Below are 25,192 nucleotides of genomic sequence, written 5' to 3'. Positions count from 1 at the left end.
GTTTCGCCGGTCACACCGACAGACAGATATATTTGATTTCTACATACTCATCGATGCCGTACTTGGAGCCTTCACGGCCCAGACCCGATGATTTCATGCCGCCAAAAGGGGCCACTTCGGTGGAAATAAGCCCGGTGTTCACGCCCACCATGCCGTATTCCAGCGCCTCGGCCACCTTCCAGATAAGGGAGATGTCACGGCCGTAGAAGTAAGCTGCAAGGCCAAACTCGGTATCGTTGGCCTGACGAATCACATCATCCACATCGCTGAAGCGGAACAGCGGTGCCAGTGGGCCGAAGGTTTCCTCACGGGCCACCTTCATGCTGGCATCCACGTTGGTCACAATTGCAGGTTCCATAAAGTTGCCACCCAGCGGCTTACCGCCGGCAACCAGGGTCGCGCCCTTATCCAGCGCATCCTGCAGATGGCTCTGCACCTTCTCAAGTGCGGCTGCGTTGATAAGCGGGCCTGTGGTCACGCCGGGTTCGGCGCCATTGCCCACCTTGAGCTTGGCCACGGCAGCGGCTAGCTTTTGGGCGAAGGCATCATACACACCGTCCTGCACATAGAGACGGTTGGCACAGACGCAGGTTTGACCGGCGTTGCGGTATTTGGAAATCATGGCGCCTTCAACGGCTGCATCCAGATCCGCATCGTTAAACACGATAAAGGGTGCGTTGCCGCCGAGCTCCAGCGAGACTTTCTTCAAGGTTGGTGCACACTGTTGCATCAGCTTAATGCCGACACCGGTGGAACCGGTGAACGACAGTTTGCGCACCACGGGGTTTTCGCAAAGCTCGTTGCCAATGGCCACCGCATCGCCGGTAACCACGCTGAATACGCCAGGTGGCATACCCGCTTCTTCGGCAAGCTCGGCCAGCGCCAGCGCGGTGAAAGGCGTCTGAGGCGCAGGTTTTACTATCATGGTGCACCCCGCAGCCAGCGCAGGGCCGGCCTTACGGGTTATCATCGCCGCCGGGAAGTTCCACGGCGTAATGGCCGCAGTCACACCCACGCCCTGCTTAATCACCATGATGCGCTTGTCGCCTTGGTGACCCGGGATGGTATCGCCGTAAAGACGCTTGGCCTCTTCGGCAAACCACTCGATAAAGGAGGCGGCATACACCACCTCGCCCTTGGCCTCGGCAAGCGGCTTGCCCTGCTCTGTGGTCATCATCAACGCCAAATCGTCGGCGTTTTCCAGCATAAGCTCAAACCAACGGCGCAATTTGGCGCCACGTTCCTTGGCGGTAAGCGCACGCCAGGCTGGCAGCGCCGCTTCGGCGGCAGCGATGGCCTCGCGGGTTTCATCACGGCCCATCACCGGCACAGAAGCTATGGCCTCATTGGTGGCCGGATTGGCAATGGTCACTGTCTCACCGGACAGGGCATCGCGCCACTCGCCGTTGATATAACACTTTGTTTTCAATAGTGAAGGACGTTTGAGCTGCACAGCTGACTCCTTGTTACTTGATATCTGTTACTGGGCACTTACGCCGAAAACGCTGTTAAATGCCAAGCTTGTCACGCATGGTGTAATACCAGGCACCGATGGCACTGAATGGCACCCGCAGCGCGTGGCCACCTGGGAACGGATAATGGGGCAGTTCAGCAAAGACATCGAAGCGGGTAGCCTGACCATTAAGCACCTCGGCAATGAGTTTGCCCGCCAGATGGGTGTAGGTTACACCGTGGCCACTGCAGCCCTGGGAGTAATAGATGTTCTTGCCAATACGGCCCACCTGAGGCAGACGCGACAGGGTCAGCAGGAAGTTACCTGTCCAGGTGTAGTCAATACGCACACCTTTAAGCTGCGGGAAAGTCTCCAGCATTTTCGGCAGAATGATGGACTTGATGTTGTCCGGATCGCGGGCGCCGTACACCACGCCGCCACCGTAAATCAGACGCTTGTCGCCGGAGAGACGGAAATAGTCCAGCAGGTAGTTACAGTCTTCAACGCAGTAATCCTGTGGCAGCAGGCTCTTTGCCATCTCATCGCTCAGGGGTTCTGTGGTGATCACCTGGGTGCCACAGGGCATGGACTTGGCCATCAGCTCAGGCATCAGTTTGCCAAGATAAGCGTTACCGGCCACCACCACAAAACGGGCCTTTACCTGACCGAACTCGGTTTTAACAACAGCAGGCTCACCTTCGACCACATCCAGCACAGCCGAGTCTTCAAAGATTTTACCGCCGAGACTTTCGACCGCGCGGGCTTCACCGAGGGCCAGATTCAGCGGATGAATGTGACCGCCGCTCTTGTCCAGCATACCGCCGACGTAGCGCTCAGTATTTACCACATTACGAATACCGGCTTCGTCGAGGATTTCCAGCTGCTCAGTGTGGCCGTGAGCTTCCCACAGCGCCTTTTGCGCCTTGAGGTGACCCATCTGCTTTTGGTTGAGTGCGGCAAATACGCCGCCGTTTTTCAGATCGCAGTCGATATTGTATTTTTCGATGCGCTCGCGAATGATACGACCGCCTTCAAATGCCATTTCACCGAACAGCTTGGCCTTTTCCTTGCCAACGGTTTTTTCAATGACATCAATGTCTCGGCTATAGCTGTTAACGATTTGGCCGCCATTGCGACCCGAGGCGCCCCAACCAATTCGGGCGGCCTCCAAAACCACGACCTTGAAACCACTTTCAAGCAAATGCAATGCCGAGGACAGACCCGTATAGCCTGCGCCTATAACACACACGTCGGTTTCAAGATGCTCCTCAAGACGAGGACGAATGCGGGTGTCATTGGCGGAAGCGGCATAGTAGGACTCGGTATGAGGTGTAGCAGACATGATGCTTCCTTCTTTCTTATGTTCATTATTTTAAACAACGGAACCATCCTACACCTTCGACAAGGGAAACTCTAGCCGTATTTGCCGAATATTTTGCATATTTGTTGAATATATTAAACAAACAAAAACGGCCGCCGAAGCGACCGTTTGCAGGTTAATCCAAGCGCCACCAGGCACTATTCCATGGCGGCCTTGGCCTTCTTCTCGGCCCGGCGAGCAAAGTACCAGGACAGGAAAGCCATCAGCGATACCGCGAGGATGATTAACGTCGCCAGGGCGTTGATCTTGGGCGATACCCCCAAACGCACCGAGGAGAACACCACCATCGGCAACGTGGTCGCACCAGGGCCAGAGGCGAAGCTTGCGATAACCAGATCGTCCAGTGACAGGCTGAAAGACAGCAGCCAGCCCGCGGTCAGCGCCGGCGCAATCATGGGCACAGTGATCAGGAAGAAGGTCTTGAGCGGCGTAGCCCCCAAATCCATTGCCGCTTCCTCAATCGACATGTCCAGTTCACGCAAACGGGACGACACCACCACGGCCACGTAGGCGGCACAGAAGGTGGAGTGCGCCAGCCAAATGGTGAGTCTGCCACGCTCGGCAGGCCAGCCGATAAGGTCGGCCATGTGCACAAACAACAGCAGCAGCGACAGACCTGTGATCACCTCTGGCATAACCAGTGGCGCTGTGATCATGTTCGACAGCGACAACTTGGCCCAGCTGCGGCGAAAACGTGTCATCACGAAGGCCGCCATGGTGCCCAGCACCACCGCCATGGAAGCCGACAGGAAGGCAATCTCAAGGCTGGTCCAGACCGCATCGAGAATTTGCTGATCCTTAAACAGCTCCACATACCATTTGGCCGAAAATCCGCCCCATACGGTCACCAGTTTGGACGCGTTGAAGGAGTAGAAAATCAGGATAAACATAGGGGCATAAAGGAAGATGAGCCCCAACCACAACATCACGGTAGAAAAACTCAGCTTTTTCATGCCTCTTTCTCCAAATCACGGGCCTGATAATGATGGAACAGGGTAATGGGGATAATCAAAAGTCCCAGCATCACTATCGCCAGCGCCGAGGCGACCGGCCAGTCACGGTTGTTGAAGAACTCCTGCCACAATACCTTACCTATCATCAGCGAGTCCGGACCACCGAGCAGCTCAGGGATAACGAACTCACCCACCGACGGAATAAACACCAGCATAGAGCCGGCAATCACACCGCCCTTGGACAGTGGCAAGGTGATCTGCCAGAAGGTGTTAATGCTTCGGGAACCGAGATCCGCCGCAGCTTCCAGCAGGCTCACGTCCATCTTCACCAGGTTGGCGTACAGCGGCAGCACCATAAACGGCAGGTAGGCGTAGATAAGGCCTATGTATACTGCGATGTTGGTGTTCATTATCTTCAGCGGTTCGCTAATCACCCCAAGCCACATCAACACATTGTTGATAAGGCCGGTGTCAGCCAGCAAGCCCATCCAGGCGTACACACGGATAAGGAACGAGGTCCAGGACGGCAGCATGATAAGCAGCAGCAATACCGTCTGCATCTTCACCGGCGCCCGGGCGATGGCATAGGCCATGGGGTAGCCCAGCAGCAAACAGCCGAGGGTTGCCACAACCGCCATCTTGAGCGATCCAAGATAGGCCGTGTAATAGAGCGAATCGTCCAATAGCAACAAATAGTTGCCGAGGTTCAAGGCCACATTCAGCAGTTGATCCACGTAGGTGAACGTAGGCTCGTAGGGCGGAATGGCGATCGCCGCGGTGGAGAAACTGATCTTGAGCACAATCGCAAATGGCAGTGCAAAGAACAGAGTCAGCCACAGGAAGGGAAAGCCGAGGGTAAAGTGCCTGCCACGAATGGCAAAGCGAAAACCTTTCTTTCGTTTGCTCATGATCTCAATACCACGCCACTGGTGGCCTCCCAGCTGATGTAGACTTCATCTTCCCAGGTGGGATGATCCGCACGGCGCTCGGTGTTGGTCATGGAGCACTGGATGATTTTGCCGTCTTCCAGCTTGATGTAATACACCGACAGACCGCCGAGGTAGGCAATGTCATGTACCTTGCCCTTGGCCCAGTTGTACTGACCTTCAGGCTGCTCGCGGCTGATGTGGGTCTTCTCGGGGCGCACCGCCAGCCACACATGCTTGTCTTCAAGACTGGTGGTTACACCGTGTCCAATCAGGAAAGGCTGCGGCAAGGTGGGCGATTGCAGAATCGCGTGGTCGGCCTCATCCTCGATGATTTCACAATCAAACAGATTCACGGTACCGATAAATTCGGCAATCATGCGGCTGTTGGGGCTCTCATAGATGTCCATGGGGCTGCCTACCTGGGCAATCCAGCCATCACTCATGATGGCGATACGGCCAGCCATGGTCATGGCTTCTTCCTGATCGTGGGTAACCATCACACAGGTCACGCCTACACGCTCAAGAATTTCAACCACTTCGAGCTGCATCTGGGTGCGCAGTTTCTTATCCAGCGCGCCCATCGGCTCATCGAGCAGCAGCAGTTTGGGGCGCTTGGCAAGCGAACGGGCCAAAGCCACACGCTGACGCTGACCACCGGAAAGCTGGTGTGGCTTACGCTTGGCATATTGCTCCATATGCACAATCTTGAGCATTTCCTGCACCCGCTGGGCAATTTCGTCCTTTGGCAGTTTGTCCTGCTTCAGACCAAAGGCAATGTTCTGCTCCACAGTCATGTGAGGGAACAGCGCATAAGACTGGAACATCATGTTGATCGGACGCTCGTAGGGCGGCAGGTCGGTAATGTCCTGACCGTCGAGGAAAATGCGTCCTTCGGTGGGTCTTTCAAAGCCTGCCAGCATCCGCAGCAGGGTGGATTTGCCCGAGCCTGAGCCGCCGAGCAATGCAAAAATCTCCCCTTTATTGATGGTCAGCGACACGTCATCTACGGCGCGAACATCGTCAAACAGCTTGCTTACCCGCTCAATTTTGAGCAGCACTTCTTCCTGCGTCTTTGTCGTTGGTTTGTTGGTGACGCCCGAGGTCATAGCCATAATACTTCTCCATTCCAAACTGCGCCAGAACGAGCCTCCGGCCTTCTGGAACTCGGTTTACTTGTGCAATATAGAGTCAAAGGTGGGGCAGCCATCCGCTGCCCCAAATGTCGATTACTGACCAGACTTGATCTTGGTCCAGATGCGGGTCATGGCACGCTGGGTCTTCATTGGACGCACTTCACCCAGGTACAGCTTGGCGAGTGTTTCTTCTGATGGGTACACAGCGGGGTTCTTGGCCACTTCTTCGTCCAGCATAGGGGTTGAACCATCATTGGCGTTGGCATAAGCCACGTAGTTACTGATGGAAGCAATCACTTCAGGACGCATCAGGTAGTTGATGAAGGCGTGCGCATTGCCTGGGTTGGCGGCATCGGCTGGAATAGCCATCATGTCGAACCACAGTGGTGCACCTTCTTTAGGGATGCGGTAATCCACTTCCTGACCGTTACCGGCTTCTTCGGCGCGGGCCTGAGCCTGCAGCACGTCACCGGACCAACCGATAGCAGCACAGATTTCGCCGTTGGCGAGATCTGAGATGTAGCGTGAAGAGTGGAAATACTTCAGATATGGACGAATTTTCAGCAGAACTTCACCGGCTTTTTCATAGTCGGCTGGGTCGGTGCTGTTAGGGTTCAGACCCAGGTAGTTCAGCGCAGGTGGCAGAATTTCATCAGGTGAATCCAGCACTGCGATACCGCACTTAGCCAATTTCTCGGCGTTGGCTGGGTTGAAAATCAGTTCCCATGAATCCACTGGCGCATCCTCGCCCAGCACTTCTTTTACCTTGGCTACGTTAAAACCGATGCCGGTGGTGCCCCACAGGTAAGGCACGGCGTGCTCGTTACCCGGGTCGCTCTTTTGCAGCTGGGTCATCAGGTTCTGGTTGAGGTACTTCTCATTTGGCAGCTTGGACTTATCCAGCTTCATAAAGGCGCCGGCTTTGATCTGCTTGGCCAGGAAGTGCGCAGAAGGCACCACCAGATCATAACCACTGCGACCGGAGAGCAACTTGGCTTCCAGCACTTCGTTGGTGTCAAACACGTCGTAGATCACCCGAATGCCAGTTTCTTTCTGGAAGTTTTCCAGGGTGTCTTCGGCAATATAATCAGACCAGTTGTACACCCGAACCACTTCTTCGGCCGATACCGCAGCGCTGCCCATAATACCGGCGGTCGCCAATGCCAGAGCGGTCATTTTTTGTAATAACTTCATGCTATCTCCTTTTGCAGGTAGCCGTAATTGAAAGCCAATTACTCTGATTGTGTCGCCGGCGCGGCCGGCTTTAGTTTTATTGTTAGGACCAATGCTACAACCTGAAAAACTGCATCGGCAGTTGCTGCTGCCCAGTACCTCTTTTACCTCATTGGCAGGCTTTTAATATGCACTCAGTTACCCTGAGCTGCAATCTTCTCAAGCGTCAGTGAAAGTGCCTGACTTGCTTTAAAAATCAGTTCGTCAATCTCATCGCGGCTGATGCAAAGTGGCGGCGAAATAATCATGGTGTCACCCACAGCGCGCATCACTAAACCGCTTGCGATACAGGCCTCACGGCACAGCATTCCGGCACCGATTTCATTCTCGAATCTGGCCAGGGTGTCCTTATCTGCCACCAGTTCGATAGCCGCCACCATGCCCATACCGCGCACTTCGCCCACTAAAGGATGAGCCGCCAGTGTCTGCAGCTTGTCCTGCAGGTAGGGGCCGGTATCCTGTCTCACTTTATCCACCAAGCCTTCTTCTTCGAGAATGCGGATATTTTCCAGCGCCGCCGCGGCGGCAACCGGGTGGCCCGAGTAGGTAAAGCCGTGGGCAAATTCACCGCCCTCTGTGACGAGCACATCGGCCACCCGATCGGACACAATCACCCCGCCCATGGGGATATACCCTGAGGTCATGCCTTTGGCGATGGTGATTAAATCGGGTTTGAGATCCAGCGTTTGCGCCGCGAACCAGTTACCGGTTCGGCCAAATCCGCTGATCACTTCGTCCAGAATAAACAGAATATCGTACTTTGCCAAAATGCTTTTTATTTCATTCCAGTAGCTCGCTGGCGGAATAATTACGCCACCGGCCCCCTGGAATGGCTCGGCAATAAAGGCTGCGACCTTGTCTTCGCCAAGCTCCAGGATTTTGGCTTCCAGCGCCCGGGCCGTTTTGATGCCGAAATCCTCGGGAGACATATCACGGCCTTCGCCAAACCAGTAAGGCTGGTCGATATGCACTATGCCGGGAATGGGCAGGTCGCCCTGCTGATGCATAAAGCCCATGCCGCCAAGACTGGCACCGGCCACGGTGGAGCCGTGGTAGGCATTTTTGCGGCTGATGATGGTTTTCTTGCCGGGCTTGCCTTTCAGATCCCAATAACGGCGCACCATCCGCAGATTGGTGTCGTTGGCCTCGGAGCCCGAGCCGGTAAAGAACACCCGGTTCATGTGCCCAGGTGCCAGATCGGCAATCCTGGCCGCCAGCTTGATGGCCGGCTCATGGGTGCACTGAAAGAAGTTGTTGTAAAAAGGAAGGGTTTTGAGCTGGGTAAAGGCAGCTTTGGCAATGCTTTCACGGCCATAGCCCACATTCACGCACCAGAGACCGGCCATACCGTCGAGCAGTTTGTTGCCTTCGGCATCCCAGATATAGACACCATCGGCACGCTCGATAATGCGGGTGCCACGCTGCGCCAAATCGGCTGTGTCAGTGAATGGATGCAGATGATGGTTGGCATCCATCTCCTGCAGTGCGCCGATGTGATGTTGCTTTTGTTGTTGCATCTTCGCCCTTCCCCTTTCAGTGCCGGGGCAAGCCCCGGCTCGTTGTGCTTGTTATACCGTCAACAGCAGGAATTCACGCTCCCAGGCACTGACCACGCGCCTGAAGTTTTCCAGTTCCGCCTGCTTCACCGCCACAAAGCCGGTGGTGAAGGCATCACCCAGATATTTACGTGCTGCATCGCTCTCACCCAGCGCCACCAGTGCCTCTTCCAAAGTCAGTGGCAGGTGGTTGGCTTCAGCAGTACGGCTCTCGTTAGCGCGGCCAAGGGCTGGATTGGTTGGCTTAAGGCCTTCCACCATACCGATGTAACCGGCCAGCAAGCTCGCGGCAATGGCCAGATAACAGTTGGCATCGGCGCCTGGAATACGGTTTTCGATGCGGCGGTTCTGCGGCGATGATTCAGGAATGCGCAGACCACAGGTGCGATTCTCTTCGCCCCACTCCAGGTTTACCGGCGCAGAAGTACCGGGCAGGAAGCGGCGGAACGAGTTCACGCTGGGCGCCATCAATGGCAGAAACTCGGGAATGTAGCGCTGCAGACCAGCGATGAAACCGAGGAAGTTGGCGCTCTTGGTGCCATCTTCTTTGGTGAAAATGTTCTTGCCGGTCTTTTTATCCACTACGCTCTGGTGAATGTGCATGGCGCTGCCTGGCTCGTTGGTCACCGGCTTGGCCATAAAGGTGGCACACACGTTGTGCTTGAGCGCCGCTTCACGCAGGGTACGCTTAAACACAAACACCTGGTCGGCCAGCGACAGCGCATTGCCGTGGCTGAAGTTGATTTCCATCTGCGCCGGGCCGTCTTCGTGGATCAGGGTGTCGATAAACAGGCCCTGGGCTTCACACCACTCATACATGTCTTCAAACAGCGGGTCGTATTCGTTGGCAGCATCGATAGAGAACGACTGACGACCTGCTTCAGGAAGGCCGGAACGTCCCAGCGGCGGATTCAGCGGCAGATCAGGATCCCCGTTGCGCGCCACCAGATAGAATTCCATCTCGGGGGCAATCACAGGCTCCCAACCCTTGTCCTCATAAAGCTTAAGCACTTTCTTCAGCACGTTACGTGGCGACAGCTCGATGGGATTTCCCATGCGGTCGTACACGTCGTGGATCACCTGAGCGGTAGCTTCCACACACCAGGGCAACTCGAACACGGCGTTTTCATCGGGTACACACAGAAAGTCGACGTCCGCTTCGTTCAGCAGCTCATAGTAGGTGTCGTCATCAACATAGTCGCCGGTCACTGTCTGCAGCAGCACGCTTTCTGGCAGACGCATGCCCTGCTCGGCAATAAACTTGTCTACCGGGGCGATTTTGCCACGGGCAATGCCTGTCATATCACTGATGACGCATTCCACCTCGGTAATTTTCTTTTCTTTCAAAAACGCGATTAGCTTTTCCATCTTGTTATCTCACTCGGTCTTGGGCCCTGCGTCGGCACGCATCACCGAAGGCTTTGAAAATCGACAGATAAAATGCATTGTCGGCTACCTTCCATTCAGGGTGAAACTGCACGCCAAGGGCGAAATTTGTGGCTTCTTTTACGGAAAAGGCTTCAATCAAGCCATCCGGAGCATACGCTTCTGGCCGCAACCCGTTTCCAAGGCGCTCAACGCCTTGAGTGTGGACGGAATTAACTTCCGCCGAGCTGCGGCCCCAGGCTTCAAAAATCACCCCCCCGGGCTCCAGGGTAACCGTATGGGCCAGACCATACTGCACCTCCAGCGGTGCTTGTTTGTCTTCCCTGTGCTCCATGTATTTGCCTGTTTCGTGGAGCTTTTGATACAGGCTGCCACCGAAGGCCACATTCATTTCCTGAAAGCCGCGACAAATTCCCAGCACTGGCACACCGGCGGCAATCGCCGCTCTGATCAGTGGCAGTGTGGTGGCGTCACGACGAGGATCGTGGTGAGTACCCGGCTCGCTCGCAGTCCCCGCATAATGATGGGGCTCTACATTGGAGGGCGAACCGGTAAAAAGAATGCCGTCCAGGCGTTCCAGTATCACCGACATCGGTATACCTTCACCGACGGAGGGAATGATCAGAGGCCAACCGCCTGTCCCGTTGATCACACCCAATAAATACTTTTCTCCTACGATATTAAAAGTTTGCAATCCCAGTGGGGCATTGCAGGCAGAGACACCAATCACGGGTATCGTGGCGTCAGACATACTTCACCTTGCATGTGGGTCAATGTTTGAGTTTTGTGATCGCCCTCAAACATGGCGTTCATTTTTTCACACAGTACACCGAAATATTGAACGAGGCAATAGCCCTTCCCCCTGTTCGAACCACTTTTAATCCAACAAATTTTTAACCAAATAAATTCATAAACTTAGAATAGGCAGTAGTTAAATTTGTTGAAAATATTGATACAAATTGACGCTGATACGAGGCGGGAGCATGACGGCCAGCAGGGCTCAGGCGTGGCGAGGCTTTGGGCTCAGATTGGTTAAAATTATTTACATTGGCGTTTAAAATGCAGCCAAATCGCGGGCAGAGAGAAGATTAACAAAAGGCAGAAACGACTGCGGCCCTGTAAGGGCCGCAGTGGATAATCACATCAGAAGTTTGCCGGGGTAGTAGCACTCACCAGCTGACAGGGTTCGTCGAAGGGATTTCTGAATCTGTGTGGCAGTTCGCTGTTGAAGTAATAACTGTCGCCTGCTTCGAGGACAAATACATCGTCGCCGACAGTCAGTTCAAACTTGCCCGAAATGACCAGCGCCGCTTCTTCGCCCACGTGCTTAAGCATCTCTTCACCTGTATCCGCGCCTGGCGGATAGGTTTCGCTCATCACTGACATGGCGCGATTGGGATAGTCCCGTCCAATGAGTTTAAACTCCAGTGGTCCGGTACCTATATCCAACAGCTCGTTGGCGCGGTATACGATTTTTTGTTCTGCCGATGCAGAATCACCTATCGAGAAGAACTCAACCAGCGACATGGGTATGCCTGACAACACTTTTTTCAGCGAGCTGACAGAAGGGCTCACACTGTTTTTCTCAATCATTGAGATGGTGCTGTTGGTTACACCGGCACGCTTGGCCAGCTCACGCTGGGACAAGCCTTTCATTTTTCGAACAGCTTTGAGACTGGCTCCGATATCCAAATTTGTCACCCCCCAAACAGGTTCAGTTATCTGCACAGCAGATAAAGTGCAAATTGTGTATTCCGAACCTGAGCACTGCCAAGAAACCCCATGTTCGAAAACTATAATTTATCAAGCAAACTCAAGTATCTGAGCTACCTAAAGGCACAAGCGTCTCCAAAAGGACGGCGCAGATACAGATTGTATTCTAGCGGCATTGCGTGTTAAATAAAACGAACACTGTAAATTAATCCGCAAAAAGTGTGATGAGTATACAGAGACAAGTCCAATTTACAATAAAAACCAGTGTCGGAGCCCTTATGGCAAACAATTCACCCATACACAGCGACAAGTACCCGGAATCCTTCTATTTTGCGACCGCCAAAGAGATATATCAGTATCCTGTATTGGACGGTGCTCTGGAGGTGGACGTTTGCATTGTGGGTGGTGGATTCAGTGGCCTGAATACGGCCATTGAACTGGCACAAAAAGGGTTCAGCGTAGCCCTGTTGGAAGCCAAACGGGTCGGCTGGGGCGCTTCTGGCCGCAACGGCGGTGAGCTTATCCGCGGCATTGGTCATGGGCTGGAGCAGTTTAAAAACGATATCGGCCAGGAAGGCGTGGACGCCATCACCCAGATGGGTTTTGAGGCGGTGGATATAGTGCGTGAGCGGGTTGCGGCCCACAACATCGACTGCGACCTGACCATGGGCTACTGTGATTTAGCGGTAAAACCCCGCCATATGAAGGAGTTGGCCGAAGAGCTGGAGCATCTTCAATCGGTAGGTTATCGCCACGAACTCAAGCTGCTGGAGAAGGCCGACATAGGTGAAGTGATAGGCTCTGATTGCTATCAGGGCGCGCTGATGGACATGGGCAGCGGCCACTTACATCCATTGAACCTTGCCCTGGGTGAAGCCAGAGTGGCCCGCGAACTGGGTGTGCAGATTTTTGAATACAGCGCAGCCACCAAAATCATCAAGGGCGATAAGCCCAAGGTACTGACCGAACGCGGCGAAGTCAGCTGCAACCAACTGGTGCTCGCGGGTAATGCCTATATAGGTCACAAGCTTGAGCCATACGTGGGCGGTAAGGTACTGCCAGCAGGCAGCTATTTGCTTGCAACCGAACCTCTGTCAGCGGAGATGTGCCAGCAAATCATTCCAAAAAATATGTCGTTCGCCGACATGCGTATCGCCCTCGACTACTTCCGCCTCTCCAGCGACGGTCGCTTGCTGTTTGGCGGCCTGTGTACCTATTCAGGTAAAGATCCTGCCGATATTGAGGCGGCACTGCGCCCCAATCTCGAGAAGGTCTTCCCGCAGCTCAAAGGCGTGCGTATCGATTATCAATGGGGCGGTATGATAGGTATTGGCGCCAACCGTCTGCCTCAGCTTGGTACCCTGCCGGATGCGCCCAACATCTATTTTGCCCAGGCCTATTCCGGCCACGGCGTGAATGCTACCCATATGGCGGCGCGCTTGCTGGCTGAAGCAATAGCGGGCGATACAGAGCGCTTTGATGTGTTTGCCAAGGTAAAGCACATGACCTTCCCCGGCGGTCCGGCGCTGCGCTCACCGCTGCTGGCAGCTGGCATGTTGTATCACCGCTTTATGGACATCTTCTGATTAGCTGCCATATCAATGCGTAATGAAAAAGAAACCCGCCGATTGGCGGGTTTCTTATGTCTGAAAGTCAGCGGTGTTACAGCGCTATCCAGGTCGCTTTGATTTCGGTGTACTTCTCGAAGGCATGCAGTGACTTGTCACGGCCGTTGCCGGACTGCTTATAGCCACCGAATGGCGCTGTCATATCGCCGCCATCATAGTGGTTAATCCACACCATGCCGCTGCGCAGTGCTTTGGCAGTCTTATGGGCCTTGCTGATATCCGAGGTCCAGACACCGGCGGCCAGGCCATAGATGGTGTCGTTGGCAATGGCAACGGCTTCATCCATGCCATCGAAAGTAATCACCGACATCACCGGGCCGAAGATCTCCTCACGGGCAATTTTCATCTGATTGGTCACGCCGTCGAATACCGTAGGCGCCACATACACGCCACCGGTTTCCTCAAGCTTGCGCTCGCCGCCACAGAGCAGCTTGGCGCCTTCATCGTGGCCGGCCTTAATATAACTGAGCACGGTATCGAGCTGCTGCTTGTCCACCACGGCACCGCAAGTGGTGGCTGGGTCCAGCGGATGACCCGGCTGCCAGGCTTCCATTTCTTTGACGATAAGTTTAAGCAGCTCATCCTTGACACCTGACTCCACCAGCAAACGGGAACCGGCAGTGCACACTTCCCCCTGGTTAAAAGCAATGGCAGACGCTGCAGCTTCGGCTGCGGCCTGCAAATCCGGCGCATCGTTAAATACGATATTGGGGCTCTTGCCGCCCGCTTCCAGCCACACCCGCTTCATGTTCGATTGACCCGCATACACCATCAGCTGCTTGGCAATCTTGGTCGAGCCGGTGAATACAAGCGTATCCACATCCATGTGCAACGCCAGCGCCTGCCCCACGGTATGGCCAAAGCCCGGCAGCACGTTCAGCACCCCATCGGGAATACCGGCTTCTTTAGCAAGCTGCGCCATACGAATGGCGGTGAGTGGCGACTTCTCTGAAGGCTTGAGCACCACGCTGTTACCGGTAGCAAGTGCAGGACCTAGCTTCCAGCAGGCCATCAGCATCGGGAAGTTCCAGGGCACGATAGCGGCCACCACACCCACGGGCTCGCGGGTGATCATACCGATTTCGTTATGGGGGGTTGGCGCCAGCTCATCATAAATCTTGTCAATTGCCTCACCTGACCAGCGGATGGCGCGGGCAGCTCCTGCAACATCCACGGCTTTGGAATGGGCAATGGGCTTACCCATGTCGAGGGTTTCAAGCAGCGCCAGCTCATCGGCGTTGGCTTCCAGCAAATCGGCAAAGCGGATCATCACCTGCTTGCGCTTCACCGGTGACTGCTGTGACCACACGCCCGACTCAAAGGTCACTCGGGCATTGGCCACGGCAAGATCCGCATCGGCCTGCTGGCAGCTGGCAACCTGAGTCAGCACCCGGCCATCTACCGGACTGATGCACTCGAAGGTTTCCTGGCCCACGGCATCGCAATACTGGCCGTTAATAAAGGCTTTGCCATTGATCTCAAGACGCTGTGCCAGTGCTTCCCACTCGCTGCGGCTCTGGGGTGTACTCATGATGACCTCGTATCCACTTGATTATTATGTTTATTAATGTTTACCGATTGTCAGACGCGGCATCACGTCTGCGTTCCGCCCAAGGCGTTGGCTCGCCACCCTACGCCAGCTGCTGCCCACCGGCGGAGCACTTATGTCTTGTGCTCTATATAAGTGGCGTTGCAGCTATTTATAGAGGAACTGCAACCAAACAGCAGTAAAAGTGCGGGGATTTACGCCCCTGCGCCGGATCCCCTCTCAAATGGGAGGCGCAAAAGCCTTTGGTGCCAGATTACGCGCAGCCCTTACTTATTTCAATATTTTTTACAAAAGCAGCTTTTTTGGCACAAATAAATGCACAAAGGTATTCCATGTTCATTATTTCTGACATAGCATAGCGAATATTAACCACCACAACACCCACATAATCATCAGGATCAAGGTAAATGTATGATCGACATCAGCGCATCTACAGGACACGACACACCATCCCTTGAGCATTACTGGATGCCGTTCACGGCAAACCGCCAGTTTAAGGCCAGCCCACGACTGCTGGCTGGTGCCGAAGGGATGTTTTATAAAGACGTTGACGGCAAGCCCGTACTCGACTCCACTGCCGGCCTCTGGTGCTGCAACGCAGGCCACGGCAGACAGAAGATCAGCGAAGCGGTCAGCCGCCAGATCCGCGAGCTCGACTATGCGCCGTCTTTCCAAATGGGCCACCCGCTCGCGTTTGAGCTGGCGAGCCGCCTGGCCGAGATAGCCCCGGCCGGTCTGAACCGTATCTTCTTTACCAACTCTGGCAGTGAGTCTGTCGACACAGCGCTGAAAATGGCCCTGGCCTACCACAGAGCCAATGGCCAACCTACCCGCACCCGTTTCATTGGCCGCGAACTCGGCTACCACGGCGTAGGCTTTGGTGGCATCTCCGTTGGCGGCATCGGCAACAATCGCCGCACCTTCAGCCAGCAGTTGCTGCAGGGTGTAGATCACCTGCCCCATACTCTGGACATTGCCAAGAACGCTTTCTCCCGCGGCTTCCCAGCCCATGGCCTGGAAAAGGCCGAAGTGCTTGAGCAGCTGATTACTCTCCACGGCCCAGAGAATATTGCCGCGGTGATTGTCGAACCCATGTCAGGCTCCGCTGGTGTAATTCTGCCTCCTGCAGGCTACCTCAAGCGTCTGCGTGACATCACCCAGAAGTACGGCATCCTGCTGATTTTCGACGAGGTTATTACCGGCTTTGGCCGTGTGGGCGACGCCTTTGCTTCCCAGCGCTGGGGAGTAACACCGGATCTGATGACCACCGCCAAGGCGCTGAATAACGGTGCCATCCCCATGGGCGCTGTGTTCGTCAGTCAGGATGTCCATGATGCCTGCATGACCGGCCCCGAAGAGCTGATTGAATTCTTCCACGGTTACACCTATTCAGGTCACCCGGTAGCTGCCGCTGCCGCGCTGGCCACCCTGGATATCTATAAAGAAGAGCAACTGTTTGATCGGACCAAAGAGCTGGAAGGCTATTGGGAAGATGCAGTCCACAGCCTCAGAGATCTGCCCAATGTGATTGACATCCGCAACATAGGTCTGGTGGCTGGGATACAAATGGCGCCCAATGCCGAAGGCGTTGGACGACGCGGATACAAGGTATTCGAGCACTGCTTTAAGAACGGCACCCTGGTGCGTGTGACCGGCGACATCATCGCCATGTCTCCACCACTGATTGTCGAAAAGCAACATATCGACCAGATGATCAATACCCTGGCAGATGCCATCAAGGCCATCGGCTGAAAAACAGAATTAATAGGTAGCCAAAGATAACCATGCAAAGCATTACTCATTTTGTAAACGGTCAGCACACTGCCAAGAGCACCCGTACCCAATCAGTATTTGAACCCGCCACCGGTGAAACACGCGCCGAAGTATCCCTGGCCAGTGCCCAGGAAGTAAGTGACGCCATCGCCGTCGCCAAGGCCGCGTTCGAGAGCTGGTCACAGATGACCCCGCTCAACCGCGCCCGCATTCTGTTCAAGTTCAAGGCACTGGTTGAAGCCAATATGGACGAACTGGCCGAGCTTATCACCCGCGAGCACGGCAAGGTGCTCGATGATGCCAAGGGCGAGCTTATCCGTGGTCTCGAAGTGGTGGAATTTGCCTGCGGCATTCCGCATTTGCTCAAGGGCGAACACACAGCTCAGGTGGGCACAGGTGTAGATGCCTGGGCCGTGAACCAGGCGCTGGGTGTGGTGGCCGGTATTGCCCCGTTCAACTTCCCTGTGATGGTCCCCATGTGGATGTTCCCCATCGCCATCGCCTGCGGCAACACCTTTATCATGAAGCCGTCTGAAAAAGACCCAAGCTCAGTGATGCGTATTGCCGAGCTGCTCAAAGAAGCCGGTCTGCCAGATGGTGTGTTCAACGTGGTTAACGGCGACAAAGAAGCCGTGGATACCCTGCTGACCCATAAAGATGTGCAGGCAGTGAGCTTCGTGGGCTCCACGCCGATTGCCGAGTACATCTATGCCACCGCCTCCGCTCACGGCAAGCGGGTGCAGGCCCTTGGTGGTGCCAAGAACCATATGCTGGTGATGCCGGATGCGGATCTGGATCAAGCCGTCAATGCGCTGATGGGCGCCGCCTACGGCTCTGCCGGTGAGCGTTGCATGGCGATTTCTGTGGTACTGGCTGTGGGCGACGTGGGTGACGCCCTGGTGGAAAAACTACTGCCCAAGATTGCTGCCCTCAAGGTGGGCAACGGTCTGACTCCTGAAATGGAGATGGGTCCGCTGATTTCGGCCCAGCATCTGGACAAGGTTTCCGGCTATGTGGAAGCGGGCGTCCGTGAAGGCGCCAAGCTGTTGGTCGATGGTCGTACGCTGTCGATGGAAGACAAGGCCAATGGCTACTTCCTCGGCGCCTGCCTATTCGATGAGGTCACTCCCGAGATGACTATCTATAAGGAAGAAATCTTCGGCCCGGTACTTTGCATTGTACGAGTGCCAGACTACGCCAGTGCCCTGCAGCTGGTGAACGAGCATGAGTTTGGTAACGGTACAGCCATCTTCACCCAGAGCGGTGAAGCAGCACGCCACTTCTGCCATCACGTTCAGGTGGGCATGGTCGGGGTAAACGTGCCCATTCCCGTGCCAATGGCATTCCACAGCTTCGGCGGCTGGAAGCGTTCACTGTTTGGCCCGCTGCATATGCATGGCCCGGATGGCGTGCGCTTCTATACCAAGCGCAAGGCCATCACCGCACGCTGGCCTCAGGGCAAACAACTTGCCGCTGAGTTTGTTATGCCAACCATGAAGTAAAACCCGATGGGGCGCCTGTGCGCCCCTTTTGGAGTAAAAAATGGCTATCTCGGTCAAAGATATTCAACACTTTTCCAATGCAAAAACTGAAACGGAGCGTTACTTCCTCGCCGATGAAAAGCGAATAGAGGGCAATCCTGAACAAGCACTTACCAATCATTATTCCAGTGGTTGCGGCCAGTTTCATGTGGGGATTTGGCAAAGTGCTGGCGGTAAATGGAATGTCAACTATACTGAACACGAATATTGTGACATCCTCGAAGGGTGCAGCATTATCCGCGACGCTGACGGTAACAGTCTGACCGTGGAGGCTGGAGACAAGTTCGTTATCCCCGCCGGTTTTCAAGGCACATGGGAAGTGGTTGAACATTGCAAAAAGGTCTATGTAATTTTTGAGCAAAACTGATTCGTAAAACCCGCCATGAGGTCGCAGCCCTGTGCTGATGTTTGGCAATCAATGAGGACGGACGCCTCGGCGTCGTCCCTGTCAACAAAAGTAAAATGGAGAATCAAGCGTGGATAAATATTTCAATAAAAACAAGCTTGCACAGCTGACTGGGATCCTTCTGACAGGTGCGCTGCTGTCACCCCTGGCCAATGCCGGCGAACTGACCGGTGAAGTGGGCATTGCCAACGACTACCGCTTCCGTGGCATCTCTCAAACCGACAGCGGTTTGCAGGTTTCCGGTGGTATCGACTACTCCACAGATTCAGGTTTCTTTGTCGGCGCCTGGGCCAGCAACGTTGACTTCGGTCCCGATGATGACACCAACATCGAACTGGATATCTATGCCGGTTACTATCATGAAGTGAATGACGATCTGTCATTTGATGTGACCCTGTATCGCTACAACTACTTCGGTGAAACCAGCGACTACGATTACTTTGAAGGTACCATAGGTGCCGATTTCCACGGTTTCCGTGCGGCCTACTGGTACACCAATGACTACAGTGGTTCAGACTACGATTACCACTACCTCGAGCTGAACTACAGCTGGGAATTTGCCGAGAACTGGAGCCTGGATCTGCACGTAGGTAACAACTTCGGCGATGCCATTGAAGATGAAGATTTCGGCTTCGGTGACAGCTTTATCGATTACTCCATCGGTGTGTCTACCGAAGTGGCTGGCTTTGGTCTGTCTCTGGCCTGGCTGGATAACAACATCGACAGTGACGTGACCATCAAAGATGACCTGTTCAACAGTGAAGGGACTGTGCTGGCAAGCGTAAGCTACGCTTTCTAAGCCCCGGTCTTTCTCCCTTCCCGCCTAAAAAAACCGCCTTTATTGGCGGTTTTTTATTGCCTGTATCGGATCGGCGCTATTTCACACCTGTCATCCGTGGAATGGCACCACTGTCGAGCTGCTGCTTAAGTTCCCGCCAATGACGACTGAGTTCAGTCAGCGGCTCATGGCGCTCCGGAAAATGGCTGCGCATGCTTTCAATCAGTTTGGCTTGTTTGTCACACATCAGTGACCAGTCGCGGGCGTTGGTAAGCGGCATATCGTCATCCTTAACGGGCAGTGTTCCTACAGCAAAATGTAGTGCCCAAGCCAGCTTTTCTCAAGCTGACAAATGCGATCTGGGCCACTTTTCAGACGATAACTTAAGGCGTATCTTAAACAAAAACGGCAAGGGAAGATGATATGACCGCTAACCTCCTGAAAATTTTGTTTATTGCTATTGGCATTTATATTCTGTATCGACTGGTGTTCAGCAATAAAAAGGGCCTGACACTCTTCGAAATCCATTTCAAAGATGGCCGTATGACCAGCCACAAAGGCAAGATCCCGGAGAAGTTCGAGCGGGAATGTCGTCAACTGGCCAAGTCTGAAAAGCTCACCGGCACCATCAGAGCCGAGCGCGCCGGCGATGTGCGACTGCACATCTCAGCCAACGTGGCCGACAGCGTTGCCCAGCGGATCCGCAATCTGTTTCCGTTTGAGCTGTACGATCGTAAATCGGTCGACCACAGCAAACAAAGCCTCTGACAAGCTTGATTGAATCACTGCCATTCCGCCGACCTTAGGGTCGGCGTTTTCGTTTCTCTGCCGGCGTCTTTGTTGTCTGAGGTGCGTTTTAACAGGGATGCGGTCGTATCCTCAGCGCCAATCCGGGGGCGCAATTCACCCAGCGTTACTCTTTACCACACATTCACAATATAAATAACAAAACCATAGTTACCTGCATTTATTGAAATATGCAGTCTTTCTAAACTCGGTGCTATCGGCAAATGCCAATTTCACAAGGAGCACCAAGATGCTGAAACTTTCCGTTGTCTCTGTGGCTGTCATTGCAATCTTATCAACCCCTACCGCCCATGCGGATACAGGCCATGGTGCAGGGCAGGATGAGCATGCCCTGACCACCAGTTTTAGCTATAAGGGCAAACCGGCCACCGAAGCCACCCTAACCCACAACGCCGCCGTTGAGGCCAAACTCAACTTTGCCGACCAGGCCGCCTTTAACAACACCCGCGCCAAGCTGATTGCCAGACTCGACGATGCCAGCGCCGCACAACTGGCTGACAAGTTTGAATTTATCGGTGACAAAACACCGGAAACCGTGAACCCGTCACTCTATCGTCAGGCCCAGCTCAACAACGAAGCCTATGGTCTGTATGAGGTCAGAGACGGCATCTATCAGGTGCGTGGTACCGACCTTGCCAACATGAGTTTTGTCCGCACCGACAATGGCTGGATTGTGTTCGATCCGCTGACTACCTATGAGTCGGCCAAGGCATCCCTGGATTTTGCCCTTAAACACCTGCCCGGCGGTGATAAGCCGGTAGTCGCCATGGTGTACTCCCACTCCCACGCCGATCACTTTGGCGGCTCACGGGCTGTGGCCGAGCGCTTCCCACAGGTGAAGATTTACGGCTCCCACAACATCACTTCCGAAATGGTGGATGAGAATGTGCTGGCGGGTAATGCCATGGCGCGCAGAACCTCGTATCAGTACGGTGCCACCTTGTCCTACAACGACACCGGCATTGTGGATGCAGCACTTTCCAACGGCATCGCCAAGGGCGAAATCACTTACATAGTGCCGCACTTTGAAACCAACGCGCAGGGCCAGAAGTTCGAGAAGATAAACATCGACGGCCTCGACATCATCTTTATGGACGCCTCGGGCACCGAAGCACCGTCAGAGGCGGTGGCCTATATTCCGTCGATGCAAACCATTTGGGGCGCCGAGGTGATGTACCACGGCATGCACAATATCTACACCCTGCGCGGCGCCAAGGTGCGAGATGCGCTCAAGTGGTCCAAGACCATCAACCAGATGTTGGAAGCCTGGGGTGGCAATGCCGAGTTTCTGTTCTCGGCCCACAGTGCCCCGGTATGGGACAAGGACAATATTCAGGCTTATATGAAGCTGCAGCGCGACAACTACGGCTTTGTGCATAACCAATCGCTGCGACTGGCCAACTCAGGCGTGGTGATGCAGGACATCGGCTGGGAAATCGAAAAAGTGCTGCCTGACAGCATCCAGAAAGCCTGGCATACCAATGGCTACCATGGCACTTACAGCCACAATGCCCGCGCGGTGTACAACATGTATCTTGGCTATTTCGATATGAACCCGGCGAATCTCAATCCCCTGCCTACCAAGGCAGAAGCGGCTAAATTTGTGGAGTACATGGGCGGCGCCAAATCGGTGCTGAAAAAAGCCAAAAAGGATTACAGCCAGGGTGAATACAACTTTGTCGCCACTGCGCTGAACAAGGTAGTGATTGCTGAGCCCGGGAATCTCGAGGCCCGTAATCTGCTGGCCGATACTTACGAGCAGCTTGGCTATCAATCCGAAGGCGCGGGCTGGCGCAACGTCTATCTGTCCGGGGCCCAGGAGCTCAGGGTCGGGATTCAGGATGGTGAGCTGAAATCGGCCTCTGCCGATGTGATTGCCAACCTGCCTATCGGCAGTCTGCTCGACTATATGGCGACCCGGATTGACTCACTCAAGGCGCAGCATCACAGCTTTGGCATGAATCTGGTACTGCCGGACATCGGGGAAACCTATTATGTCGAGCTTGCCAACGGCAACCTGAATAACATCCGGGTTGAGCAGCCCAAAGCCGGGGCCGACCTTACACTGACCCTCAACAATCGTGATGCCATCGCCATGAATCTGGGCCAGGTCAGCCTCAAGCAGCTGTTTGAGACCGGCAAAGCCAGCTCAGAGGGCAATACCCAGGTGCTGGCCACCCTGAAAAGCCTGATGGTGGAATTCGACCCACGATTTGAGATTGTGCCGCTGCCAAGCGAAGCTGCCGCCGAAGCCAATCGCAGCATCTACTATCAGGCCAGTCCGGCACACAGCGACAAGCACTGGGGCCGCAGGCATCAGCAATAACTAAAAAACGCCCATCGAGGCAGCAGGTGCTGCCTCTTTTTTTATGCCACTATTGGAGTTACCTTATTGTTTTACCTGAAACAAATACAGGGTTACATGGGCGACTACGGCAAACTGGATCTCAACCTGCTACGGGTGTTTCTGTGCGTTTATCAGCACAGCTCATTCACCCGGGCGGCGGATATTCTCGGGCTGACCCAATCGTCGGTCAGCAACGCCATTGCCAGACTCAAAGCCCAGATAGGTGAAGAGCTGTTTGTACGCGCCGGACGCGGCATTACCCCCACCGCCGCAGGCCATCAGCTGTATCAGGGTTTATCTGTCGCCATGGAAGACATTGCCGCTACCCTGGATGCCTTCAAGGCATTTGACCCGGCCACCAGCACCCGCCAGTTCACGGTATACACCTATGAAGCGGCAACCCATACCTTGCAACCCCTGCTTGAGCCTCTGCTGCGCGGCCTTAAGCTCGGCATAGTGTTTAAAGACATGACAGCCGATCCCGAAGGTGTCTATCAGGCGCTCTACAGTGGCAGCGCCGACATGGTGATAGACATACTCCCGCCCTCTGGCAACAGCACTAAAAGCCAACTGCTGATTGAAGAGCACTTTGTCTGCGTGGCCGCCGGCAAGCACCCCCGCATTCGTGGCAATCTCTCAGCCGGGCAATTTGCCGCCGAGCGCCACTGCGTGCTCAATCTGAGCCGCCACGGCCTGAGTCTGGGAGAGATTTTCTGCGAAGAGCCCTTGCCCCAGCGGCGCCTATACAGTGAGAACAGCAGTGAAATCAGCATGATGGCAAGTGTTGCCCGCAGCGAAGCCATCGGCATCGCCCCCTCCAGACTGGCCCACGCCTACGCACCTTTACTGCAATTACAGGTGCTGCCCTTCCCCTTCAAGAGCCGCCCCATTCCGGTTTACATGGTTTGGCCACGGCGGGTCGACAACCAACCCGCCCACCGCTGGTTAAGGGAAATTCTCAGCCACGCAGTATCAAGCCAACAAACTTAAAATAATCTTAAAATTTATTAATCATATTTATCAAAGACATACCATAAAACCCACACCAAAGTTTAATGCAAACTATTTTCATTTATATCTTTACTATCTAAAATGCGCAGCAGTTTGAACATAACATCAAGATGGGAATGAACATGAAAGCAACAAAACTTGGGCTGTGCACACTTGCCCTGCTGACCGCTGCTGTCAGCCAGCAAAGCGTTGCCGGTGAAGATCTGTTTGGCTACCTCAAAGGCGCCGAAGCTCTGCCAAAGGGCGCTTCCGAGCTGTATCAGAAAGTCACTGTGCGTGATGGCAAGAGTCAGGGTTCGTATCAGGGCATCGATTTCGAAACCGAATACGAATACGGCGTATCCAGCAAGTTTTCTTCCTCGGTATCGGCCAAGTTTATGTCGCTCGACACCGAAGGCCTCTCGATTGATGGCTATCTGCCCGGCGCCAAGGATATAGGTTTCAAAGCTTCTGGCGTAGAAGTGGGCATGGCTTACATGTTCCTGAGCCCCGCCATGGAGACGCTGGGCCTGCAGGCCAGCCTGTCGCTGGATTATGACTGGATTGACAAGCACTCTGGCTACGACAAAGACACCCTGTCGCTGGAGCTTGGTCTGCAAACGCAGAAGTACCTGCTCGAAGGCGAGCTGGTGTGGCTTGGCAACCTGGCGGTGGAAACTACCTACGCCGATCGCGCTCCTATCGACAATCTGCCTGAAGACTTCGACTGGCCGACCGATCCTGAAATGGAAATCGAGCTTAAATTCGGCACGGGTCTGAGTTACCGCTTCGCGCCAAACTGGTTTGTCAGCGCCGAAGTGCTGTACGAAACCGAGTTTGAAACCGAAGTGGGTCAGGAGCGCTGGTCCTGGTTTGCCGGTCCATCTATTCACTACGGCAGCGCCAACTGGTGGGCAACCCTCACTTGGTTCCCGCAGCTTGCCGGTGGCGGCGAACAGTTTGATGGCCAGGACACCAGCCTGCACCTGATTGAAAAAACCGAGCAGGAATGGCGCTTTAAGGTCGCCTATAACTTCTGATGCTGACCGGGGCATGGCCGCCATGCCCCCTATCGGAGCCTTCCATGTCAAATTCCGTATTCAATAACAGCCTGTGGTTTATCCCCATGGGTTTTGTGGCGGCGCCCGCCGTGGCCGCCGATTACCTGAGCATCCCCCAGGCGCAGCAGCTGCTGTTCCCTGGCGCCAGCAGCTTTGTCGAGCGCCCCACCCTGTTTGACAGCAACGCCCGCAGCGCCATCAAGTCCCACGCAGGCACCCGCCAGCGCCAGGGCAGCCAGCCAATCTGGCGGGCAGAAAAAGACGGCCAACTGCAAGGCTGGTTTATTGTCGATGACGTGATTGGCAAGCATGAGTACATCACCTATGCCACCGCCATCAGCCCCAGTGGCGAAGTGCTTGGCATTGAAGTACTGAGCTACCGTGAAACCCATGGCGGCGAGGTGCGTGAAGCCAGTTGGCGCGCCAACTTTCAGGGCAAGACCCTGAAGGATCCCTTCAAGCTGGAAGAGGATGTGCCCAACATCAGTGGCGCCACCCTGAGCTGTCGTAACCTGCTCGACGGGGTCAAACGGCTGCTGGTGATCCATCAACTGTTTTTAAGCCAGCAAGCCTGA

22 protein-coding genes are annotated in these 25,192 nt (G+C 54.6%); 10 read left to right on the top strand and 12 right to left on the bottom strand.

What is annotated here, in order from left to right:
* Positions 1-10 precede the first annotated feature (10 nt).
* The 10 genes from gabD to MJ923_RS11640 form a co-directional block, all read right to left on the bottom strand.
* Entirely contained in the window at positions 11-1,453 is a 1,443-nt protein-coding gene (gene gabD, locus MJ923_RS11685) for an NADP-dependent succinate-semialdehyde dehydrogenase (RefSeq protein WP_240591230.1), read from the bottom strand.
* Positions 1,454-1,508: 55 nt separating this feature from the next.
* Positions 1,509-2,795, bottom strand: coding sequence for an NAD(P)/FAD-dependent oxidoreductase (locus MJ923_RS11680; RefSeq protein WP_240591229.1), 1,287 nt, complete (start codon positions 2,793-2,795; stop codon positions 1,509-1,511).
* 176 nt (positions 2,796-2,971) lie between these two features.
* Positions 2,972-3,787 (bottom strand): ABC transporter permease subunit, encoded by an 816-nt coding sequence (locus MJ923_RS11675; RefSeq protein ID WP_126167849.1) that lies wholly within the window; start codon positions 3,785-3,787, stop codon positions 2,972-2,974.
* The gene (locus tag MJ923_RS11670; protein ID WP_240591228.1) at positions 3,784-4,695 is read right to left on the bottom strand and encodes an ABC transporter permease subunit; all 912 of its coding nucleotides are present in this window, start codon (positions 4,693-4,695) and stop codon (positions 3,784-3,786) included. Before MJ923_RS11670 ends, MJ923_RS11675 begins: the two co-directional genes overlap by 4 nt.
* A complete protein-coding gene (gene potA / locus MJ923_RS11665; RefSeq protein ID WP_126167851.1) occupies positions 4,692-5,828 on the bottom strand; it encodes a polyamine ABC transporter ATP-binding protein in 1,137 nt (378 codons plus the stop codon). The genes MJ923_RS11670 and potA overlap by 4 nt, the downstream gene beginning before the upstream one ends.
* Positions 5,829-5,942: 114 nt before the next feature.
* Complete coding sequence (locus tag MJ923_RS11660) at positions 5,943-7,043, bottom strand: polyamine ABC transporter substrate-binding protein (RefSeq protein ID WP_276313068.1); 1,101 nt, start codon at positions 7,041-7,043, stop codon at positions 5,943-5,945.
* A gap of 173 nt (positions 7,044-7,216) precedes the next feature.
* Positions 7,217-8,599, bottom strand: coding sequence for an aspartate aminotransferase family protein (locus tag MJ923_RS11655; protein WP_240591227.1), 1,383 nt, complete (start codon positions 8,597-8,599; stop codon positions 7,217-7,219).
* Between the two features lie 51 nt (positions 8,600-8,650).
* Positions 8,651-10,006, bottom strand: a complete 1,356-nt coding sequence (locus MJ923_RS11650) for a glutamine synthetase family protein (RefSeq protein ID WP_126167854.1) — start codon at positions 10,004-10,006, stop codon at positions 8,651-8,653.
* A gap of 4 nt (positions 10,007-10,010) precedes the next feature.
* On the bottom strand, positions 10,011-10,775 hold the full coding sequence (locus MJ923_RS11645) for a gamma-glutamyl-gamma-aminobutyrate hydrolase family protein (RefSeq protein WP_126167855.1): 765 nt from the start codon (positions 10,773-10,775) through the stop codon (positions 10,011-10,013).
* Between the two features lie 392 nt (positions 10,776-11,167).
* Positions 11,168-11,716: a cupin domain-containing protein gene (locus tag MJ923_RS11640; protein WP_126167856.1), complete on the bottom strand. Its 549-nt coding sequence runs from the start codon at positions 11,714-11,716 to the stop codon at positions 11,168-11,170.
* A 299-nt stretch (positions 11,717-12,015) separates the two neighbouring features.
* Between MJ923_RS11640 and MJ923_RS11635 the strand changes: the two genes are divergently transcribed.
* Positions 12,016-13,323, top strand: a complete 1,308-nt coding sequence (locus MJ923_RS11635; protein WP_240591226.1) for an NAD(P)/FAD-dependent oxidoreductase — start codon at positions 12,016-12,018, stop codon at positions 13,321-13,323.
* A 76-nt stretch (positions 13,324-13,399) separates the two neighbouring features.
* Here MJ923_RS11635 and MJ923_RS11630 read toward each other — a convergent pair whose 3' ends face one another.
* Complete coding sequence (locus MJ923_RS11630; protein WP_240591225.1) at positions 13,400-14,896, bottom strand: aldehyde dehydrogenase; 1,497 nt, start codon at positions 14,894-14,896, stop codon at positions 13,400-13,402.
* Positions 14,897-15,325: 429 nt separating this feature from the next.
* Between MJ923_RS11630 and aptA the strand changes: the two genes are divergently transcribed.
* The 4 genes from aptA to MJ923_RS11610 all read left to right on the top strand — a co-directional run bounded on the left by aptA (position 15,326) and on the right by MJ923_RS11610 (position 19,433).
* On the top strand, positions 15,326-16,666 hold the full coding sequence (gene aptA, locus MJ923_RS11625) for an omega-aminotransferase AptA (protein ID WP_240591224.1): 1,341 nt from the start codon (positions 15,326-15,328) through the stop codon (positions 16,664-16,666).
* 32 nt (positions 16,667-16,698) lie between these two features.
* Entirely contained in the window at positions 16,699-18,189 is a 1,491-nt protein-coding gene (locus MJ923_RS11620) for a CoA-acylating methylmalonate-semialdehyde dehydrogenase (protein ID WP_240591223.1), read from the top strand.
* A gap of 40 nt (positions 18,190-18,229) precedes the next feature.
* Positions 18,230-18,595: a cupin domain-containing protein gene (locus tag MJ923_RS11615; protein WP_240591222.1), complete on the top strand. Its 366-nt coding sequence runs from the start codon at positions 18,230-18,232 to the stop codon at positions 18,593-18,595.
* Between the two features lie 109 nt (positions 18,596-18,704).
* Positions 18,705-19,433 (top strand): TorF family putative porin, encoded by a 729-nt coding sequence (locus tag MJ923_RS11610; RefSeq protein WP_240591221.1) that lies wholly within the window; start codon positions 18,705-18,707, stop codon positions 19,431-19,433.
* Positions 19,434-19,509: 76 nt separating this feature from the next.
* On the opposite strand, the gene MJ923_RS11605 is transcribed toward MJ923_RS11610, so the two are convergent.
* Entirely contained in the window at positions 19,510-19,692 is a 183-nt protein-coding gene (locus tag MJ923_RS11605) for a hypothetical protein (RefSeq protein WP_240591220.1), read from the bottom strand.
* Positions 19,693-19,835: 143 nt separating this feature from the next.
* Between MJ923_RS11605 and MJ923_RS11600 the strand changes: the two genes are divergently transcribed.
* The 5 genes from MJ923_RS11600 (at position 19,836) to MJ923_RS11580 (ending at position 25,192) form a co-directional block, all read left to right on the top strand.
* Entirely contained in the window at positions 19,836-20,180 is a 345-nt protein-coding gene (locus MJ923_RS11600; RefSeq protein WP_126167864.1) for a DUF3634 family protein, read from the top strand.
* 271 nt (positions 20,181-20,451) lie between these two features.
* Entirely contained in the window at positions 20,452-22,545 is a 2,094-nt protein-coding gene (locus tag MJ923_RS11595; protein ID WP_420854462.1) for an alkyl/aryl-sulfatase, read from the top strand.
* Between the two features lie 66 nt (positions 22,546-22,611).
* On the top strand, positions 22,612-23,556 hold the full coding sequence (locus MJ923_RS11590; protein WP_240591218.1) for a LysR family transcriptional regulator: 945 nt from the start codon (positions 22,612-22,614) through the stop codon (positions 23,554-23,556).
* 143 nt (positions 23,557-23,699) lie between these two features.
* Positions 23,700-24,596, top strand: a complete 897-nt coding sequence (locus MJ923_RS11585; RefSeq protein ID WP_240591217.1) for a DUF6662 family protein — start codon at positions 23,700-23,702, stop codon at positions 24,594-24,596.
* 44 nt (positions 24,597-24,640) lie between these two features.
* Positions 24,641-25,192, top strand: coding sequence for an FMN-binding protein (locus MJ923_RS11580; protein WP_240591216.1), 552 nt, complete (start codon positions 24,641-24,643; stop codon positions 25,190-25,192).

It is taken from the genome of Shewanella zhuhaiensis (assembly GCF_022484835.1).
In the GTDB taxonomy this organism is placed as follows: Bacteria; Pseudomonadota; Gammaproteobacteria; order Enterobacterales; family Shewanellaceae; genus Shewanella; species Shewanella khirikhana.
This window is presented reverse-complemented; position numbering and strand designations above follow the sequence as displayed.